The organism is Streptomyces sp. HUAS MS02 (genome assembly GCF_055702265.1).
Genome location: NZ_CM146747.1, coordinates 5,793,675 through 5,811,695, shown reverse-complemented (window position 1 = coordinate 5,811,695; position 18,021 = coordinate 5,793,675). Strand labels below are relative to the sequence as shown.

Here is an 18,021-nt window from a genome sequence, read left to right as displayed (position 1 = left end):
CAAACAAACAAAGATCACCAGATCCAGACTATGGGCTTCGCTGCCCGACAACGACGCAGTCGGCCCCCGCCGATTGCCCGGCGGGGGCCGACTGCGTCGTTGTCGTCTACTTGGTGGTGCGGTAGGCGCGGTGGATGGTCTGGGTCAGGGTGTTGCCGTCGGCGTCGGTGAGGGCGACCCGAAGAGAGACGGGGCCGGGCTCGGCGGGGCTGCGCAGCTTGAGCAGCTTGCCGTTCACCACGGGGGCCTTCTTCCAGGTCCTGCCGTCGTCGTAGGAGACGGTGAAGGCCAGCTTGCGCAGCGTGGCGGCCTTGGTGGCCGCGCCCTGGAGGCTGAAGGGCACGGTGAGGGTCGTACCGGCCTTCGCTGTACTGGCCGTCGACAGCTTGGGCGTGTAGCGGACGACCGTCAGCGGGAGCCGCTCGGGGGTGTCGCCGGGGACATGGGCCGAGGTGAAGGTCCAGGTGGCGGTCGTCCGGGTGCTGACCGCGAACCGTGCCGGGGCGCGGGAGACGTCCACGGCGAGCTTGTAGGTGCGCTTGCCCGCGGGAACCGTGTACGCCTGGCCGTCGAGCGGGGCGTTCACGGCGAAGATCTTCTCGCCGTCGGCGTGGAGGGAGCTCCTGGCCTTGGTGTGGTCGGAGGTCCCCAGGTTGCCGACGCCGTCGGAGAACAGCGGTAGGTACGCCGTGAAGGTGTCGCCGACGCGGACCGCTTCGGGCCGGTCGAGGACGGCCGAGAGGGGGCCCGAGGGGAGGGACGGACCGAAGACGCCGACGTTGAACCGCTGGGTGTGGGCCTTGCCCGCCGCGTACGCCCGGGGAATGCCGGCCTGCGTGCTCTCCCACGTCGGCTCGCCCTCGGCGTCGGGGGCGCCGTACTGGCTGGCCTGGTAGAACCACTTGATTCCGTTGGGCAGCACGTAGTCGGTGCCGGTCAGCGGCAGACGACCCGTGGTCGAGTGCAGGTTGTAGAAGCCGCCGTACATCAGTGGTGCGGCGGTGATCGTCGTGGTCTTGCCCTTGACGGGCGCACCGACGACGACCTTGACCTTGGTGAGCTGGGCCCGCTCGACGTTCTTGGTGAAGCCGGACAGGTCACCCGTACGGTTCCAGGCCAGCCGGTAGTTGACGGCCTTGTGGGTCCAGATGCCGTGGTACATCGCCGACACCTCGGCGGCCGGCGCCGGGGCGCCGAGCTGTCCGACGCGGATGCTGCCGAAGGAGGGGCCGTCGTAGATGGAGGTGTACGGCTTGTCGTTGACGTCGACGTGGAGGAAGAACATCGCGCCCGCGGGCTTGGCCGCACCGTCCGGCACGGTGATCCTGACGGGCTTCGTCTTCCGGGCGTCCATGACCAGGGTCGTGTCCTTGGTCAGCGCGAACTTCGGGTGCAGCAGCACGGACCCTCCGTCGCCGCCGGTGCGGAGCAGGCCTTCCAGGGCGTAACGCCCCTTCGGCAGACGGATGGTGACCTCGCCGTCCTTCTCGTCGAAGGCCTCCGTCCAGATGTCGTTGTCCAGGCCGTAGATACTCGTCGAGGCGTCGCCGAGGGCCTTGCCCTTGAGGTCGAGGTGCTTGAGGGTCAGGTCGTACGACTCGACCTCGCGGACCACGCCCAGGGAGGTGCGCGCGGTCGTCGTGCCGTCGGCGGTGGTGGCGGTCAGCGATCCGCCGAAGCTGCCTTCGGCCGTTCCCACGCGGGTGTCGGTGGTCACGGTGGCACTCGCCTCACCGCCCGCCGGGACGGTGAGCCGCTGCGGCGAGACGGTGAACAGGCCCTCGGCGGCCGGTTTTCCGTCGTTGCCGTAGGTCTCGGTGGCCAGGTCGAGGGTGACCGGCTCGGTGCCCGCGTTGCGGTAGGTGACGTCCTTGGCGATCGGCCGGTCGTCGGTGTGGGGGTACGCCTGTGTCCCGAAGCCCAGCGCGGTCGGACTGCTGGTGAGCTGCTGGGTGATCGCCCTGGCGACGTCCACCCGGCCGGTGCCCTGTGTGTAGGCGGAGGTGGCGGCGGCCGGTTTCGCGGAGGCGGTGAGGGCGGCCTTGATCTGCGGGCCCGTCCAGTCCGGGTGTTCCTGCGCCAGGATCGCCGCGGCACCCGCCACGTGCGGGGTCGCCATCGACGTACCGCTCATCGAGACATAGCCGTCGGCGGCGGGGTCGCCCATGTTCCCTTCGGCGGCCTTGGCGGCGACGATGTCCACGCCCGGTGCGGTGACGTCGGGCTTGAGGAAGCCGTCGGCCGTGGGACCGCGGCTGGAGAACTCGGCGATGGCGTCCCGGCGGTCGACCGCGCCGACGGTGAGCGCGGCGGCGGCGCTGCCGGGGGTGCCGATGGTGCCTTCGCCCGGTCCCTCGTTGCCGGCGGCTATGACGAACAGGGCGCCGGAGCTGGCCGACAGGTCGTTGACGGCCTGCTCGACGGGGTCGATGCCGGGGCGGTCCTCCCCTCCCAGGCTCATGTTGACGACCTTGGCGCCCTGCGCGACGGCCCACTGCATGCCGGCGATGACGCCGGAGTCGTCGCCCTCGCCGGAGTCGTCGAGCACCTTGCCGACGAGGAGCCGGGCGCCGGGCGCGACGCCCGCGTACTTCGCACCCGTGGGGGACGCGGTCCCGGAGCCCGCGATCGTCGAGGCCACATGGGTGCCGTGGCCCGCGCGGTCGACGGTGTCCGCGGACGCGGAGAAGTTCTTCACCGCCTCGATACGGTCCTTGAGGTCCGGATGCGTGGCGTCGATGCCGGTGTCGAGGACGGCGACCTCGACACCCTTGCCGTCGTATCCCGCCGTGTGCGCCGCGGGCGCGCCGATCTGCGGCACGCTCTGGTCCAGGGTCGCCCTGACCTTGCCGTCCAGCCAGATCTTCTTGACCTTCGCGGAGCCGGTCGCGCTGGTGAGGGTCTCCCACAGCGCGGAGCCCTCGGACTTACGGGCGCGTACGGCGTCACCGTTGATGCTCGGCAGATCCCGTCGGACGGTCGCACCCGCGCCGCGGAACGTGCTCGCCGACAGGGACGTGCCCTTGTCGTAGGTGACGATCAGCGGCAGGTCGGAGCGGCGGGCGTCGTCGTAGCGCGAACTCACCAGTCTCGTCACGTCGAACAGTCGCCGGTCGGCGGTCCCGTTCGCGATCAGCGGTTCGGCGTCGCGCGGCAGGACGTACGCGTGGCCCTCGGCCTGCTGGACGCGGAAGGCCATCCCCTCGCGACCCTCGGCGGCCACCACGCCGGTGACCTTGCCCTCGGCGTCGAGGGTCACTCTGTCGCCGGTGACGAGGGTGACGGTCCTCGCGGGGACGCCGACCGGGGGCCCCGGCCGGGCGGCCTCGGCACTGTCGGACGTGCTCACCAGCAGCCCGGCGCCGAGCGCGGCCGCCAGGGCGGCCGCCAACGGGACGGTGGTGACCACTCGTTTTCTGCGCTTGTGCGATTTCAACTCAGGCCTTTCGACATGGTTCATGGCGATGTGCTCGCCGGTTCGGGGCAGCATGAGGGCGCGGCCGAGCGACACGGTGGCCGCTCGGCCGCGTGGGAGGGCGGAAGACCGCGTGGGGCGGAAGACCGCGTGCTTCCGGGAGGATTCGGGTCGGACGAGGCGCCTGGCCGGACGGTCAGACGAGGCGCTTGCGACCCCAGAGAATGACGAACGCCGCGATGCCGGCGGTCAGGGCCAGCAGGATCGAGGCGCCGAGCCACTGCATGGACGCCATCTGGGAGAACGGGATGTAGTCGACCGACCAGCCGACGACCTGCGCCTCGTCCAGGCAGGCGTTGCGGGCCTTCTCCGTGGCCTCGGCGCAGCTGCCCCAGCCCATGAGGTCGCCGGAGGCCGTGAGGTAGAACTCGTCCAGGACGTAGGCGTTGTCGGGCAGGTTCGGCTGGCTGTTGTCACCCACACCGTTGTGGCTGGTGACCGTGATGACGTTCCCGAGGGACGTCCTGACGTACGACCACGCCACCTGCAGCGCGACGGCGAAGCCCAGGGTGACGACCATGGCCAGCAGGGTCCGGCGCAGCAGCATGCCGATGGCCACGCCACCGACGACCGTGAGCAGGGTGAGCGCCACGGGCACGGGTCCGCTGTTGTCGAACGCGCCGGGTTCGGCCCACGACAGGACGTACGACGTCGACTTGACCGGCGACCACCACCAGGTGAACGCGGCGGAGACCGCCGTGGCGCACACCACGACCACGAGCGTGGTCATACCGAGCTTGGTGGCGAGCCAGCGGACACGGCTCACGGACTGCGCGTTGACCAGCTTGGCGGTGCCGCTCTCCAGGTCGCCGGCGAGCAGGGGCGGACCGAGGAGCACGCCGATCACGACGGGCAGGAGCCCGAGCAGACCGGCGGCCGCGTTGAGCGGATTCTGGTCGAACTTGTCCTCCCAGCCGGACTGGAGGTGGGGATAGCCGTACCCGTCGAGGTACGTGATCATCTGCTGGCGTTGGTAGACGAGCACCGCGACGGTGACCGCGGCGGCGGCCAGCAGCGTCCAGTAGGCGGCGCGGTGCTGACGCCAGACGAGCCAGTTCATGCCGCTGAGCCGGAGGCCGCGGCCACGGTCACGGCCATGGCCACGGCCGGCTTCTGCGGCGGCGGGGTCGTGGGAGGCGCTGCCGGTGCTGGTCATCGTGCTCATGCCGCCACCGCCTGCGGGGCGACGTAGGAACTTGGGCTGATCAGCGGCGGGGCCTCGGGCGAGCGCAGATAGGCGAGCAGGAGCTCCTCCAGGTTCGGGGTGCTCGCCTCCCAGGGGCCGCCGGCCACCGGCCCGTCGGGGCGTATCAGTGAGGTGAACTGCCGTCCGCTGGTGCGGGTCTCGACCACGGTGTGGTACGCCAGCTCCGGGGGCGTCCGCCCGTCGGAGTGGACCCCGGTCAGCACGGCGTGGGAGGTGCGCAGTTCGTCGACCTCACCGGCCATACGCAGCCGGCCCCCCGCGATGACCAGCAGGTAGTCGCAGGTGTTCTCCAGCTCGGCGAGCATATGGGTGGACATCAGCACGGTGGTGCCGCGCTCGGCGGCCTCGGCCAGCAGGGTGCCCATCAGCTCATGGCGCACCAGCGGGTCGAGGTCGGACATCGGCTCGTCGAGGAGCAGCAGGTCGGGACGCTTGCCGAAGGAGACGGCGAAGGCCACCCGGGTGCGCTGGCCGCCGGAGAGGGTGCCGATCTTCGCGTCGAAGGGCACGTTGCCCGCGCGCACGATGTTCTCGGCTGCTCGCTGGTCCCAGCCGGGGTTCAGTTCTCGCCCCATCCGCAGGGTCTCGGCGACGGTGAAGCGCCGGAACAGGGGTTTCTCCTGGGCGAGGAACGCGGTACGCCGGGTGGCCTCCGCCGACTCCGGGGCCGCGCCGAACACGCGCAGGGTGCCGGTGGTCGGCGCCATCAGGTTGGCGGCGATGGCCATCAGCGTGGTCTTGCCGGCCCCGTTGGGACCCACCAGACCGCAGATCCGCCCGGCCGGCAGCCGGAAGGAGCAGTCCCGCAGCGCCCAGCCCCGGCGGTACTTCCGTCCCACCCCGCGGGCTTCTATCGCGGACGTGTCCGCCGGCCCCCCGTAGCCCGTCTCGTAACTCGTCATGCGTGTCCCCTTGTCCCCGTCGTTTCTGTGGTTTCTGCGGTTCCTGTGGTTCCCGCAGCTCCTGTGATTCCGGCTGATGCTGTGGTTCCTGCTGGTGTTGTGGTTTCTGCAGGTCCCACTGGTCCCGTTGGTCCCGTGTGCTCGGCGGCAGGCCCGGTCCCGGCGTACCGCTCCTCCATCACCGACGTGACCAGAGCGGTCACGTCGTCCTGCTCAAGACCCGCCTCGCGGGCCCGGTCCATCCAGCTCTCCAGCTCGCCGCGCAGCAGCGAATCCACCGGCGCCTGCGGACGGGCCAGCGACTGACTCACGAACGTCCCCAGCCCCGGCCGTGCTTCGACCAGCCCCTCCCGCTCCAGCTCGCGGTACGCCTTGAGCGTGGTGTTGGGGTTGACCGCGGAGGTCTGCGCCACCGACTTGGCCGTGGGCAACTGGTCGCCGGGCCCGAGTACGCCGAGCCGCAGCGCCTGCTTGGTCTGCTGAACGATCTGCTGATAGGCGGCGACTCCGCTCCGCCTGTCGATGCGGAACTCCAACCCCTTCACCACCATTTCACTAGTCGACTAGTGAAATGACTATGGAGCACAGATCGCGAACCTGTCAAAGCCCACAGGTCGGGGCACGGGTGAGGGCATGAGGGCACGCGTCGGCGAGGGCGTGAGGGCACGCGTCGCGTGCGGCGGGGGCACCACCGGCCATCGGAAGGACCGGCGGGTGTTCAGGGGATCCGTTCCGATGACCCGTGGGGGCGGTTCGAAGTCCTCACGCCGGGGGCCGCCGAAGGCCTCAGTCAGCCCGAGGATGGCGCCGCTGCCTCGAAGATCGCGGCGGCGAACACTGCCGCTGGTGCGCCCTCGTCCGAGACGCACCAGTGAGCGAAGACGCCGGCCGGGTCAGGCTTGGTCGTCGTCGAACAGCTCGGCGGCGTCGGTGACGCCGTACGCGCGGTCCACCCAGATCTGGAGGAGATCGGGATCGGTGCAGTTGCGTAGGCCCTGCCGGACGGAGTCAGGTACGTCGATGTGCCGCCGGTCGAGCGTGCGCAGGACGCTGGCGATTCACTCTTCCACCCGGCCCTCCTCCCGCAGCTTCACGGCGACCGGGTTCCTGAAGAAGTAGTTCACAGGCATCATGAGTTGCTTCGGTGTCCGGATCCACGGCCCGCAGAACCGCCGCGAAGTCAGAGAATGCCGAGGGGGAGCGCCCGGAGCTGCCCCGCACAGGCGCTCGACCCCCATACGCACTACCCGATCAGCGGAACAGATCCTCGGCCGCGGTCACCCGAAGGGCTCGTTCCGCCCAGATCATGAGCTGGGCCCGGTCAGGACAGTTGGTGACTCGTTCGCGGACCTGGTCCGGCACCGGGATGCCACGCCATTCGAGGGTCTTGAAGATCATCTCGATCTGAGCCTGGATCCGGCCTTCCTCCCTGCCTTCCTCACGCGTCTGCTCAGCGAGTGGGTGCCGCCAGAAGTACTGCGTATCCGTCATGAGGTCCCTCCAGATCTGCCGTGCCTCGGGGTCCTTCAGGCACGAGTCGACGAACTGCACGAAGACCGCGGCGCTCTCCGCGTCGATGGTATGCAGGGCGGCCACCAGGGATTCCAGTATGACGGCAGCCTCAGGGCCCTTGCCATGCGTCATCGCCGAGAGCACCGCGAGAGATACGTCCCGCTCGGCCGCCCGCTCGTCCGCGATGACCGGTACGTTGTCCGGGCCCAGCACGAGCGGCCGTACCGTCAGAGAGGGACGCCCACGCACTCCGAGATGGATGGGGCTGCGCCGCCCAGCGCGCCGTGGCACGGCTCTGGGTGATCACGATCAGCACCGGGTCGCAGTGGTACTTCGCATACAGGTAGCTGAGGTAGTACGGCCAACTGCGCTGCTTGGCCTCGTCCTTCTTGCCCTGGGACTCGACGACCAGGAGATACGTCCCCTCGTCGGTCTCCGCCCGTAACAGCGTGTCCACGCGCCGCTCGACCGGTTCGATCTCCGTGAGGTCGACATTCATGGCGGCGAACTCGCGCGGCTCCGGGAAGGGCACGTGCAACACCCGTTGCAGGGTGCGGGTGAGCAGCTAGGGGTCCTTCTGAAAGATGCGATGCAGCGCCTCGTGGGGCGAGCTGACCATCGGATCTCCTTTCTGTCGGGATGCTCAACGAGCTACGCGGCCATCAGTTCGCACCACACGTATTTGCCTGGGTGGCCGAACCGGGACGACGGCTGCCAGCCCCAGATGTCCGTGCACGCGCGCACGAGAGCGAGGCCCCGGCCGGTCTCGATGTCGGGCGCGGCCAAGCGGCATGGGGGTTCCGGGGGTTCGGGGTCGGCGTCCCAGGCTCCGATCCACAGGGTGTTGCCGGACCAGCGGACGCGCAGGGCCGCCGGGCCCTTCGTGTGGAGTACGGCGTTGGCGATCAGTTCCGTGGCGAGGAGTTCGGCGGGGTCGAGCAGGGCGGCCAGGCCGTGCGCGGCGAGGATCAGCCGGAGGGTGCGGCGGGAGACGGTGACAGCTCGGGGGTCGTGGGGGATGTGGAGGACGTACTCCCAGGGTTCCGCTGCCGTTTCGGGCATGGGTGAACTCCGTTCGTTGGGGTGGGGAGTTGATCGGGCGGGCGGTGGCAATGCCTCAGCCGTCGCGGCATGACGGAGTGGTGCGCTTCCGGGGCCCGGCGATACCGCAGAGTGAGCGGCGCGCAACTGACGGTATTTCCTAAATTTAGGATGCTGCAAGCGGCTGCCGTATTCTGACCCCGAAAGAGCGACGCGCGCAGGGCAGTTGAGGCAGGAGGCACGGTTGCCGCCAAAGAGGCATCTCACGGCCCGCAGAGTGCGGCTCGGCACGGAGCTGCGCAGACTGCGCGAAGCAACTGGCATGAAGGCCCGCGAGGCCGCGGCGCTCCTGGGGGCCGATTCGGTCCAGATGAGCCAGATCGAGTCCGGGGTCGCAGGCGTGAGCGCCGCTCGGGTGCGTCGCCTCGCCGCTCATTACGCCTGCACAGACGACGGGTTGATCGAGGCCCTGGTGGCGATGGCGACCGATCGGACCCGAGGTTGGTGGGAGGAGTACCGAGGCGTACTGCCCCCGGTCAACCTGGACTTGGCCGAGACGGAGCACCACTCGGCATTCCTGCGCGAGGTCGTCATCACCTATGTTCCGGGGCTCCTCCAGACCCCCGACTACGCGCGAGCAGTGTTCGGCTACATGCGACCGGAACTGCCAGACAGTGAGCTGACACCCCGAGTGGAACATCGCATGCGGCGACGCACTGTTATCGAGGGGGACTCCCCAACCCCGTACGAGGCGATCGTCCACGAATTCGCCCTGCGCATCCGCGTGGCCGACCGACAGGTCTCCCGCGCTCAGCTGCGGCAGATCCTCGACCGGACCGAGCAGGGTCACGTCTCCGTGCGCGTCATCCCGGTCGATCAGGACGGCTTCGGCGGGGCCGGTGCCTCGATGATGTACATGGGAGGTCCGGTGCCCCAACTCGACACAGGCCTCCGGGAAGCCGCCACAGGCACGGCGTTCATCGATGCCGAACTCCAACTGGGAGCGCTTCGAACGCTTTTCCGTAAAGTGGAGGAGGCGACGCTGACACCCCTGGCGTCCCGGGACTTCATCCACCGCTTGTCGAAGGAACTGTGAGGCGCCTTATGGCTCAGGCTCTCAACTGGCAGAAGTCCAGCTTCTCCGGCGGCGCGGAGGGCAACGCGTGCATCGAACTCGCGGCAGCCGCCGGCCCTCCGGCTCTCCACCTCCGCGAATCCGAAGCGCCGACCGCCGTCCTCACCAGCTCCCCTGCGCCCGTCGCCGAACTCCTCCGCGCGATAACCACCGGCAGGTTCACCCCGCGCCGCCCGTGATCACCAAGGGGTTCTTCTCGTAGGACAACCAGTTCTTGGTCGCCAGCAAGTGCAGCTCGTGGAACTGCCGCTTGTCGGAGGGCTTCGGCTCGCACAGCACACGGGCGGTCTCGCTTACGCCCACATCGCGCAGCAGCCTCGTCAGGCGGTCGGGCGACCAGCGATAGGCCGTCACCACCGAGTGGTCGAAGGACTGCGTGGGGATCGCGGAGTCGTCGGTGGCGAAGCAACTGATCAGCAGGTGGCCACCAGGAGCCAGTACCCGGGCGAACTCCGCGACCACGGTCGGGAGGTCCTGCGGTGGGATGTGGATGATCGAGGATCGCGAGAGCACCCCGCCCAGGGCGCCGTCCGCGATGTCGAGCGCTGCCATCGAGCCCACCTCGAAACGCAGCCCCGGGTGGGCCTCCCGTGCCAGCCCGATCATGGCGGGCGACGCATCGACACCGAAGGCACGCAGTCCCAACCGCCCTAGATGAGCCGTGATATGCCCGGGTCCGCAGCCTAGATCCGCGACCTCGCCCTCACCATCACCGCTCACCGACTCGGCGAACGCGGCGAGCAGCGCACGCTCCAGCGGCCGGTCGCGCAGAGTGTCGGCGAAGTGCTGTGCGTAGCGCGCCGCGACGGCGTCGTAGGCGTCGCGGGTGGCGGAGAGGGAGTCCAGTTCGGCCATGCCGGGAAGGTAGCGGGTGCCACTGACATCGGCAGCAGCGCCCGGAGCGACGCGACCCGCATCGCGGTCAGACAGGTCAGGGTCCGGTGCGGTGTCAGGGGGCACAACACGGTGGATATATCGGATGCGGTGACGCGCTATGCGCTCGGACGGGCCCGATACGGCCGAATCATGCCTGGAGTGCTCGGCCCGACCAGGGGCTTCTGCCATGACACCGGCATCCGCAGCTCAGCGTCATCAGCGGCGCCTCCCAAACGGGCGCTCCCTCACGCCGTACGACCTCCGGGCCTGAGCAGTACCGGTGCATGCCGTGCTCGCACTCCGGCGTCTTCTCCGCACCTGTCGCAGCGGTTGACCGGCGAGCGGGGCGCGGTCGTACGCGTGGCGGCAGGAGGCGCAGGCGGACAGTTCGCCGGTGCCGGAGCCTGAGCCTGAGCCCTGGTTGTCAGGGAGGCGTACGAGGCGGGCACTGCGGCTGTGGTCCTCGTGCCAGGCGCGATGGGCGAATGCGTCACCCACGTCGAGGTCCTGATCGGGGGCCACGGTCACCAACCCCCTTCCGGCGCGGCACGTGGTGGGCCCGCATCTCCACGTTCAGGTCCGACACCCTCGACTGCTCCCGGCCGGCGCGCTGCTCGCAGTGTCCCTCGGCATCATCCCGATGGTCACGACCGACCGGACACGGTGGCCCGAGGAGACGTTCCACATCTACGACGACTCGCTGGTGGCGGTGGAGTTGGTCTCGGCGCAGATCAACGTGATGCAGCCCAGTGAGATCGACCAGTACGTGAAGGCGTTCGAGCAACTGCGGAGCATGGCCGTGTACGGGGCCGAAGCGCGGGCCCTGATCCTGAAGGCCATCGAGGCTCTGCCCTGAAAGGCAAGCGTCAGTGCCCGCCCGTTGCTCATCCGGGTCGGGGACCGGGCCGCTTCACGCGCTCAGCTCACCCGCGTCCTGGAGTCCTCCGAAGCTGAGCACATCACCGTACGTGTCATCCCGTTCGACCTGGACGGCTACGCCGGGGCCACGAGTGGCATGACATACGTGGGCGGGCCGGTCGCAAAGCTGGACACGGCCTTGCGTGACGCGCCCCACGGCACAGCCTTCATCGATGCCGAGGCCCAACTCGGTGCGCTTCGAACGCTTTTCCGTAAAGTAGAAGCTGTGGCACTGGACCCCGAGCGTTCCCGCAACTTCATCCACAGGCTGGTGAAGGAACTGTGAGGCAGCCCATGACGACCCCCGAGATCTGGCAGAAATCCTCGTTCTCAGGCTTTGGCGACGGCAACGACTGTGTCGAAGTCTGCGCCCTCCCGGCCCACGTGATCGGTCTACGTGAGTCCGATGTCCCCACGTCCGTCGTCACCACCACGACCACACCCCTTGCCCAACTCCTCCGCGCGATAGCCACCGGCAGGTTCACCTAGCATCGCCGTGATCACTGAGCCTCTTCGGACGTCGGACACGGGAGGCAACTTATGACATCCCCAGGCGCCTGGCAGAAGTCCACGTTCTCCGGGGGCGGCGAAGGCAACACCTGTATCGAACTGGCGACCATATCGACACACTTGCTCGGTCTGCGCGAATCCGACACCCCCGCCACCCACCTCCGCACCACCCCCACCCCCCTCGCCGGGCTCCTCCACCACATAAAGACCGGCGGGTTTCGTACGACAAGCTGAGGTAAGCCCCCGGCGACACGCGGGGGTTCTCTGGATGGCAGGTCGGGGTCGCCCGTTTCTAGCGTGGCCCCATGACCACCTCCCCCCGCACCGCCCCGACCACCCTCGTCGCCCTCGCTCTCGCCCTTGTCGGCACCCTCGTCCCGGCCCGCGCGCAAGCCGCAGCGGACCCCCTCCAACGCGACGCCGACGCCCTGCGGGACAGTGGGGTGACCGGGGTCGCCGTGCGGCTGGACGGGGCCCGGGGGTCGCGGGGCGCCCGTAGTGGGGTCGGGGATCTTCGTACCGGCGCACCCGTACCCCCCGCCGGGTACATCCGTATCGGCAGCACCACCAAGGCGTACGTCGCGACCGTCCTCCTCCAGCTGGTCGGGGAGGGGCGGCTGTCGCTGGAGGACCGGGTGGAGCGGTGGCTGCCGGGGGTGGTGAAGGGGAACGGGAACGACGGCGACCGGATCAGCGTGCGGCAGCTGCTGCAGCACACCAGCGGGCTGCCCGACTACATCGGCGACGTCGTGCCCGAACTGAGCGCCGCCGGTTATCTGAAGCACCGGTCGACGACGTACACCTCGGCGCAGCGCGTCGCGTTCGCCATGACGCACCCTCCCGTGTTCGAGCCGGGCGCCCGCTGGGAGTACTCCAACACCAACTACATCCTCGCCGGGATGGTGATCGAGGCGGTCACCGGGAGGAGGTGGGAGGAGGAGGTGCGCGAGCGGATCCTGCGGCCGTTGCGGCTCACGCGCACCTACGCGCCGGGCGACGATCCGACGCTGCCCCGCCCCCACGCCCGTAACTACCAGCAGTTCGAGCCGGGGGACGACGCCCCGTGGACCGACACCACCCTCGCCTACCTCCCCTTCGACGGGGACGCCGACGGCTCGATCATCAGTACGGCCGCCGACACCAACCGGTTCTTCTCCGCCCTGCTCGGCGGCAGGCTCCTCGCCCCCGCCCAGCTCGCCGAGATGCGTCGTACCGTCGCCGTGCCGGACGCGCCCGGCGAGGTGCCGGGGTCGCGCTACGGACTCGGGCTGGCGTGGACACCGTTGACGTGCGGCGGCGGCTACTGGGGCCACAGCGGCAGCAACTTCGGCTCCTTGACCTGGCCCGGGACGACGGCCGACGGCCGTACCTCCGTCACCGTCGCCGTCCACAGCCGGCCGGGCGACGAGGAGACCGCCGCGCGGCAGATCCAGGGCATCACCGACCTCATCGACCACGCCCTGTGTCGACAGGACAGGAAGTAGCCAGACACCGGGCCACGACGTAGCGGACCTCTACCCCTCCACCCCCGGCCCCTGCCGCACCGGCCCCGCCCGGTCCAGCAACCCCGTTCGGGCCGCCAGTGCCGCCGCCTCCAGGCGGGAGCCCACGCCCAGCTTCATCAGGACCCGTTGCACGTGGGTGCGGGCCGTCGACGGGGCGATGCCCATGCCCGCCGCGATCAGGCGGGTGTCCTCGCCGTCCGCGACGCGGACCAGGACCTCGACCTCCCGCGGGGTCAGCATCTGGAGCAGCCGCTGCCCCTCGTCGTCCGGCTGGGCGGCGGGGTTCAGCAGCTCACCGAACGCGCTCTGCAGCAGCTGCGGCGCCACCGCCGCCTCACCCGCCCTGGCCTTCATGATGGCCCGCTCGACGCCCTCGATGCGTTCGTCGTGGCGGACGTAGCCGGACGCTCCCGCGGCGAACGCCGCCGCGATGCCGCGCGGGTTGGGTACCGGGCCGAGGACCAGTACCGCCACCTGCGGGCGTTCCCTCTTGATCTTCACCACCGGGTCGAATATCCCCGGCTCGGCGGGTGTCGCCGTGCCGAGCAGGCACACCTCCGGTGCCCTGGTGATCACCAGTTCCGCCGCGCCCGCCGCGGGCGCCGCCGCCGCGAGCACCCGGTGTCCCCGCAGCTTCAAGGCCGAGGCCAGCGCCTCGGCCAGCAGTCGGTGGTCGTCGACCACCATGAGCCGCACTCCCATCGAGCCACCCCACCCCCCAGTCCCCCACAGTCCCCCACAGTCCCCCAGATGGTTGCCCACTATGGCCGCCCACCGGACCTCGCGGACAGAAGCCCCCCGACTTCCCGTCGACTCACCCGCCGACGCCCGCTCCTCATGCCCCCGGAAGCTACACGCTTGTTCGACGTTGCGCTCCCCCTATGGGAGAGAAGTGCCCCGGATTACCGAAATTCCCTCCTATTCGAGCGTGATGACGGATACGTGCACGGCCCCGCCCCTGAGCTGGGGCGGGGCCGTGGAACGAGGCCGAGGGGGCGCGTGGGGTTACTTCGCCCCGAAGCCGAGCGCCGTGTACTCCTTCTCGTCGTCCGAGTACGGCTTGCTGACGAGTTCAGAGCCGATGAACCAGCGTCCGTCGGTGTAGAGCATCTCGCTCATCGTCGGCGTCATGGCGCTGATCGCGCGGAGCACCGACTCGGAGGCCGGGGTCTCCAGGAGCTTGGTCTGCTTCAGCGTCTTGCCGTCGATGGAGACGATCTGGGCGCCCTTGTCGTAGGGGCCGTCCTTGTAGGCGATGATGTTCGGCCCGTCCATCCGGATCGGGAACAGCTCGTGGTCGTCGCCCGCGTCCACACGGTCGCCGGTGGACTTCCCGGTCGCCAGCGAGAAGGAGACGATCTCGTTGGTGGAGCTGTAGGCGCCGGTGCCGTCGTGGCTCTTGGTCGGCATGTACACCTTGTCGTTGCCGACGTAGATGCCCTTGCAGGCCCAGACACCACGGACCGGGCACTCGTAGTCGTACTTCTCGTCCGGGATGGAGATCTTGGCGCGCAGCTTGCCCTTGTCGTCCAGGGAGAAGATGTCGGTCGTGCCGGTCAGCGGGACGTCGCTGCCGGTCACCACGCCGAAGACGACCGGGTTGGTGGAGATGATCTTGGCGCGCTGGATGCCGGAGGGCACCTTGTACGTCCACTTGACGCTGCCCGACTTCGGGTCGAGGAGCTGGATCTCGAAGGTCTCGCTGCCGTAGTCGCCGCACTTGCGGACCGCGATCAGCTGGGCGCCGCCCGCGTAGCCCTCGTCGGTGCACTCGCCGGCCTTCGGCGACCACAGCACCTTGCCGGAGTTGACGTCGAACGCGGCGCCGCCGGAGTAGCCGCCGGCCGCGGCGACCGTCGTACCGGAGATGGTGACCTCGCCGAACGGCACCTTGCTGCCGCTGAGGTCGGCGCTCTTGGTCCACACCTCCTTGCCGGTCTCGACGTTGAACGCGGTGATCTCGGTGCAGGGCTGGCGGTCGTCGTTGTTCTTGCGCTTGGCCGACTCGGTCACCACGACGGCGATGCCCTCGGTGGTGATCTCACGGGAGCCCGCGCAGGTCTGACCGGCCAGGTCCAGCGTCCACTTGGTCTTGCCGCTGTCCGGTTCGTAGCCGACGATCTTGTTGAGCGCGGACTTGGCGTACGTGGTCTTCGTCAGCCAAGAGCCCTTGACGCTGTCGATCTGGAGCTTTTCCTTGACCTCGTGCGCCGGCACCTGGAAGAGGATCTTCGCGCTGGGGCTGGACGGTGCCTTCTCCTGTGCCGTGGTCGGGATCTCGACGCCACCGGACGACGAACCGCCGGACGAGGAGGAACCGCCGTCGTCGTCGCCCTTGGTGTCGTCCTTGCCGCCGGAGGTGCCCTCCGAACTGGCGGTGTCCTTCTTGCCGTTGTCGTCGTCGCCCTTGGAGGTGGCGATGTAGACGCCGCCGCCGACGATGAGCGCGATGGCCGCGACCGCCGCGGTGATGATGATCACCGCGGAGTTCACCTTCTTCTTGCCGCCGGGGCCGCCGGGAGCGCCCGGGGCGTGCCCGACCTGCGGCTGCATCGGCATGGTCTGCGGCTGGTAGCCGTACGGCTGCTGCCCGTAGGGGCCGGGCGCGGGCTGGCCGTACGGGCCGGGCTGCGGGTGGCCGTAGGCGCCCGGCTGACCGGGCTGACCGGGCTGACCCGGGTAGCCGTAGCCGGGCTGCTGCGGCGGGGGCGTCTGCGGGTAGCCGTAGCCCGGGGCCGGCGCGGGCGGGCCCTGCGGCGGGGGTGTCGGGGCGCCGAAGCCGCCGGCCGGCGGCGGGGTGGGCGCGCCGAAACCGCCCTGCGGCGGTGCGCTCTGCGGAGGCTGCTGACCCGGGGCCGGGGGCTGCTGGGCCGGGGGCTGCGCCGGCGGCTGCTGGGCCTGCGGTTGGGCCGGCGGCTGGTCCTTGGACAAGGACTGGCCCGGCGGCTGGTTCGGGGGCGGGCCCGGCGGCTGGTTCGGGGGCGGGCCCGGCGGCTGGTTCGGCGGGGGCGGCGGCTGCGTCATGACGTGGATACCTCGGAGCGGATCTCGGAGCGGATCTCGGTGGTCGGGTGGAGGACGAGCGGGGCTGTCACTTGCCGTAGGCCAGCATCAACTTCTCCTTCGCTTCGTCGGCACCACTCAGCAGGGTCGAGGAGATGTAGAAGCGCCCGTCCACGTAGTCGACGGCCTTCGAGTAGAAGGAGCCCTCGATCGCCGCGGCGCTCGCCGGCATCTGCAGCAGCGTCGTGGCCGCGGGCTTGCCGCCCGTGGTCGGGAACGACACGATCCGGCCGCCCGCGTCCGACGGCTCGACGTACACGATCAGCTTCCCGGCCTCGGTCCGCAGCGGCTCCATCGCCGCGTCGGCGGAGGGCGACTTGACGCGCCACTTCTCCTTGCCGGTGGCCAGGTTCAGCGCGACGATCTCGTTGGTGCCGTCCTTCTCCTCGGTCGGCAGGTAGAGCGTGTTCGCGTCGCTCGCGACACCGGTGCAGCCGGCCAGGTCCCCGCTGAGGATCCCGCCGTCGCAGTCGGGGGCGAACGAGGCGTCGGAGTCGACCTGCGAACGGGTCGATCCGTCGGCCTTGAAGGTGGAGATGTTCCAGGTGTTCTCTTCCTCGTTGGTGAGGTAGAGGACGAGCGGGTCCACGGAGTAGGCGTTCTCGACCTTCCAGCCCTTGGGGATCTTCCGCGTCCACTTGGCCTTGCCGGTGCGCGGGTCGAGTTCCTGGACCTCGTCGTGCTCCTTGTCCGTGGTCACCGCGCAGGAGGAGACGACGACCAGCCGCGTGCCGCCCGCGAACCCGGACGGGTAGCAGGACTGGCCGTAGGTCTTCTTGTCGAACAGCTTCTTGCCCGTGCCGATGTCGTACGCCGTCCCGGACTGCGAGCGGCCCACCACGAGGGTGTCACCGGCGACGGCCAGGGAGACGCTGTGGGCGCTGTCGAACAGGTCGCCCTTCTCCAGCTGGGCCGACCAGCCCTTCTCGCCGGTGTTCAGGTCGATCTGCTGGAGCTGGTCGCAGTCGGCGTTCTTCGCGGTGCTCTTCTGGTACGCGACCACGGCTTGGTCGTCCGAGGTCGGTCGCGGAGTGACCGCGCAGATCTTGCCGGGGAACTCGATCGGGTCCCAGGCCGGGTCGCCGTCGCCCACGTTGTAGGCGAACAGCTGCTTGTACGCGGGCTTCACCGCGACCTTGTCGGTGACCCACAGGCCGGGGGCGCTCGCGCCGGAACCGGGGGCGTCGGGCGCGCTCTTGTACCAGAGCACCTTCGCCTCGCCGTCCTCGCGGTCCGCGTTGAGGTCGGAGATGTCGAGGTCCTCGCCGCCGTCGCCGCTGCCGTCGCCCTGGTTGACGGGCGCGGAGGGCGCGTCGGAGGGCTTGCCGTCCTCGGACGGGCCCGTGCTCTCCTTGGCGACCGGCTTCTTCTCGCCGTCGTCCCCGAGACTCGTCGCGGCGAACACGGCGCCGCCGACCACGAGCAGTGCGGCCACGGCGGCACCGACGACCATCGCGGGCCGGCCCTTGAAGGGGTTCTTCGAGCCACCGCCGCCACCGACCGGCGGGGGCGTGGGCGCGCCCGCGTACTGCGACTGCGGGTAGCCGTAACCGGCCTGCGAGGCCGGGTTGTACGGGCCGGGCTGCGCGTACGGGCCGGGCTGGGTGTACGGGCCGGGCTGCGCGGGCGGCTGCTGGGGCGGGTAGCCGTAGCCGGGGCCCGGTGCGGGCGGGCCCTGCGGCGGGGGCGTCTGCGGGTAGCCGTACGGCTGTTGTGGTTGTTGCGGATGCGACGGCGGTGGTGGATTCTGCGGTACTCCGTAACCGCCCTGCGGCGGCTGATCGGGCGGCTGAACCATCAGCGCTCTCCCCCTGTTCGCTGCTTTCGAGCCACCCGTGTGACCGCGTGGTATCGCTTCTCAGACTGTTCTCAGACGG

Annotated in this window: 14 protein-coding genes and 3 pseudogenes; 7 read left to right on the top strand and 10 right to left on the bottom strand. The window is 69.8% G+C overall.

The window, feature by feature from the left end; genetic code table 11:
* Positions 1 to 106: 106 nt before the first annotated feature.
* The 6 genes and pseudogenes from ACZ9QC_RS25115 to ACZ9QC_RS25090 all read right to left on the bottom strand — a co-directional run bounded on the left by ACZ9QC_RS25115 (position 107) and on the right by ACZ9QC_RS25090 (position 8,158).
* Positions 107 to 3,490, bottom strand: a complete 3,384-nt coding sequence (locus ACZ9QC_RS25115) for a S8 family serine peptidase (protein WP_472915185.1) — start codon at positions 3,488 to 3,490, stop codon at positions 107 to 109.
* Between the two features lie 121 nt (positions 3,491 to 3,611).
* A complete protein-coding gene (locus tag ACZ9QC_RS25110) occupies positions 3,612 to 4,640 on the bottom strand; it encodes an ABC-2 transporter permease (protein ID WP_472915184.1) in 1,029 nt (342 codons plus the stop codon).
* Entirely contained in the window at positions 4,637 to 5,584 is a 948-nt protein-coding gene (locus ACZ9QC_RS25105) for an ABC transporter ATP-binding protein (RefSeq protein WP_316727910.1), read from the bottom strand. The genes ACZ9QC_RS25110 and ACZ9QC_RS25105 overlap by 4 nt, the downstream gene beginning before the upstream one ends.
* A complete protein-coding gene (locus ACZ9QC_RS25100; RefSeq protein ID WP_472915183.1) occupies positions 5,581 to 6,135 on the bottom strand; it encodes a GntR family transcriptional regulator in 555 nt (184 codons plus the stop codon). The genes ACZ9QC_RS25105 and ACZ9QC_RS25100 overlap by 4 nt, the downstream gene beginning before the upstream one ends.
* A 700-nt stretch (positions 6,136 to 6,835) precedes the next feature.
* Positions 6,836 to 7,661, bottom strand: a pseudogene (locus tag ACZ9QC_RS25095) (hypothetical protein).
* Between the two features lie 86 nt (positions 7,662 to 7,747).
* Positions 7,748 to 8,158: an ATP-binding protein gene (locus ACZ9QC_RS25090; RefSeq protein ID WP_472915182.1), complete on the bottom strand. Its 411-nt coding sequence runs from the start codon at positions 8,156 to 8,158 to the stop codon at positions 7,748 to 7,750.
* A gap of 223 nt (positions 8,159 to 8,381) precedes the next feature.
* On the opposite strand from ACZ9QC_RS25090, the gene ACZ9QC_RS25085 reads away from it, so the two are divergent.
* Together ACZ9QC_RS25085 and ACZ9QC_RS25080 are read left to right on the top strand one after the other, a co-directional pair.
* On the top strand, positions 8,382 to 9,233 hold the full coding sequence (locus tag ACZ9QC_RS25085; RefSeq protein WP_472915181.1) for a helix-turn-helix domain-containing protein: 852 nt from the start codon (positions 8,382 to 8,384) through the stop codon (positions 9,231 to 9,233).
* A gap of 8 nt (positions 9,234 to 9,241) precedes the next feature.
* Entirely contained in the window at positions 9,242 to 9,451 is a 210-nt protein-coding gene (locus tag ACZ9QC_RS25080; RefSeq protein ID WP_472915180.1) for a DUF397 domain-containing protein, read from the top strand.
* Here ACZ9QC_RS25080 and ACZ9QC_RS25075 read toward each other — a convergent pair.
* Positions 9,432 to 10,127, bottom strand: a complete 696-nt coding sequence (locus ACZ9QC_RS25075) for a class I SAM-dependent DNA methyltransferase (RefSeq protein ID WP_472915179.1) — start codon at positions 10,125 to 10,127, stop codon at positions 9,432 to 9,434. The genes ACZ9QC_RS25080 and ACZ9QC_RS25075 overlap by 20 nt on opposite strands.
* Before the next feature lie 613 nt (positions 10,128 to 10,740).
* Here ACZ9QC_RS25075 and ACZ9QC_RS25070 point away from each other — a divergent pair.
* From ACZ9QC_RS25070 to ACZ9QC_RS25050, 5 genes and pseudogenes are all read left to right on the top strand, one after another.
* Positions 10,741 to 11,004, top strand: a pseudogene (locus ACZ9QC_RS25070) (Scr1 family TA system antitoxin-like transcriptional regulator); the annotation flags it as partial.
* Between the two features lie 24 nt (positions 11,005 to 11,028).
* Positions 11,029 to 11,352, top strand: a pseudogene (locus tag ACZ9QC_RS25065) (Scr1 family TA system antitoxin-like transcriptional regulator); the annotation flags it as partial.
* An 8-nt stretch (positions 11,353 to 11,360) separates the two neighbouring features.
* Positions 11,361 to 11,555: a DUF397 domain-containing protein gene (locus ACZ9QC_RS25060; protein WP_472915178.1), complete on the top strand. Its 195-nt coding sequence runs from the start codon at positions 11,361 to 11,363 to the stop codon at positions 11,553 to 11,555.
* 51 nt (positions 11,556 to 11,606) lie between these two features.
* On the top strand, positions 11,607 to 11,810 hold the full coding sequence (locus ACZ9QC_RS25055) for a DUF397 domain-containing protein (RefSeq protein WP_472915177.1): 204 nt from the start codon (positions 11,607 to 11,609) through the stop codon (positions 11,808 to 11,810).
* A 71-nt stretch (positions 11,811 to 11,881) separates the two neighbouring features.
* A complete protein-coding gene (locus ACZ9QC_RS25050) occupies positions 11,882 to 13,060 on the top strand; it encodes a serine hydrolase domain-containing protein (RefSeq protein ID WP_472915176.1) in 1,179 nt (392 codons plus the stop codon).
* Positions 13,061 to 13,090: 30 nt separating this feature from the next.
* On the opposite strand, the gene ACZ9QC_RS25045 is transcribed toward ACZ9QC_RS25050, so the two are convergent.
* From ACZ9QC_RS25045 to ACZ9QC_RS25035, 3 genes are all read right to left on the bottom strand, one after another.
* Positions 13,091 to 13,783 (bottom strand): helix-turn-helix transcriptional regulator, encoded by a 693-nt coding sequence (locus ACZ9QC_RS25045; protein ID WP_472915175.1) that lies wholly within the window; start codon positions 13,781 to 13,783, stop codon positions 13,091 to 13,093.
* Between the two features lie 303 nt (positions 13,784 to 14,086).
* Positions 14,087 to 16,105, bottom strand: a complete 2,019-nt coding sequence (locus ACZ9QC_RS25040; RefSeq protein ID WP_472915174.1) for an outer membrane protein assembly factor BamB family protein — start codon at positions 16,103 to 16,105, stop codon at positions 14,087 to 14,089.
* Between the two features lie 67 nt (positions 16,106 to 16,172).
* Positions 16,173 to 17,942 (bottom strand): outer membrane protein assembly factor BamB family protein, encoded by a 1,770-nt coding sequence (locus ACZ9QC_RS25035; RefSeq protein ID WP_472915173.1) that lies wholly within the window; start codon positions 17,940 to 17,942, stop codon positions 16,173 to 16,175.
* Between the last annotated feature and the right edge of the window lie 79 nt (positions 17,943 to 18,021).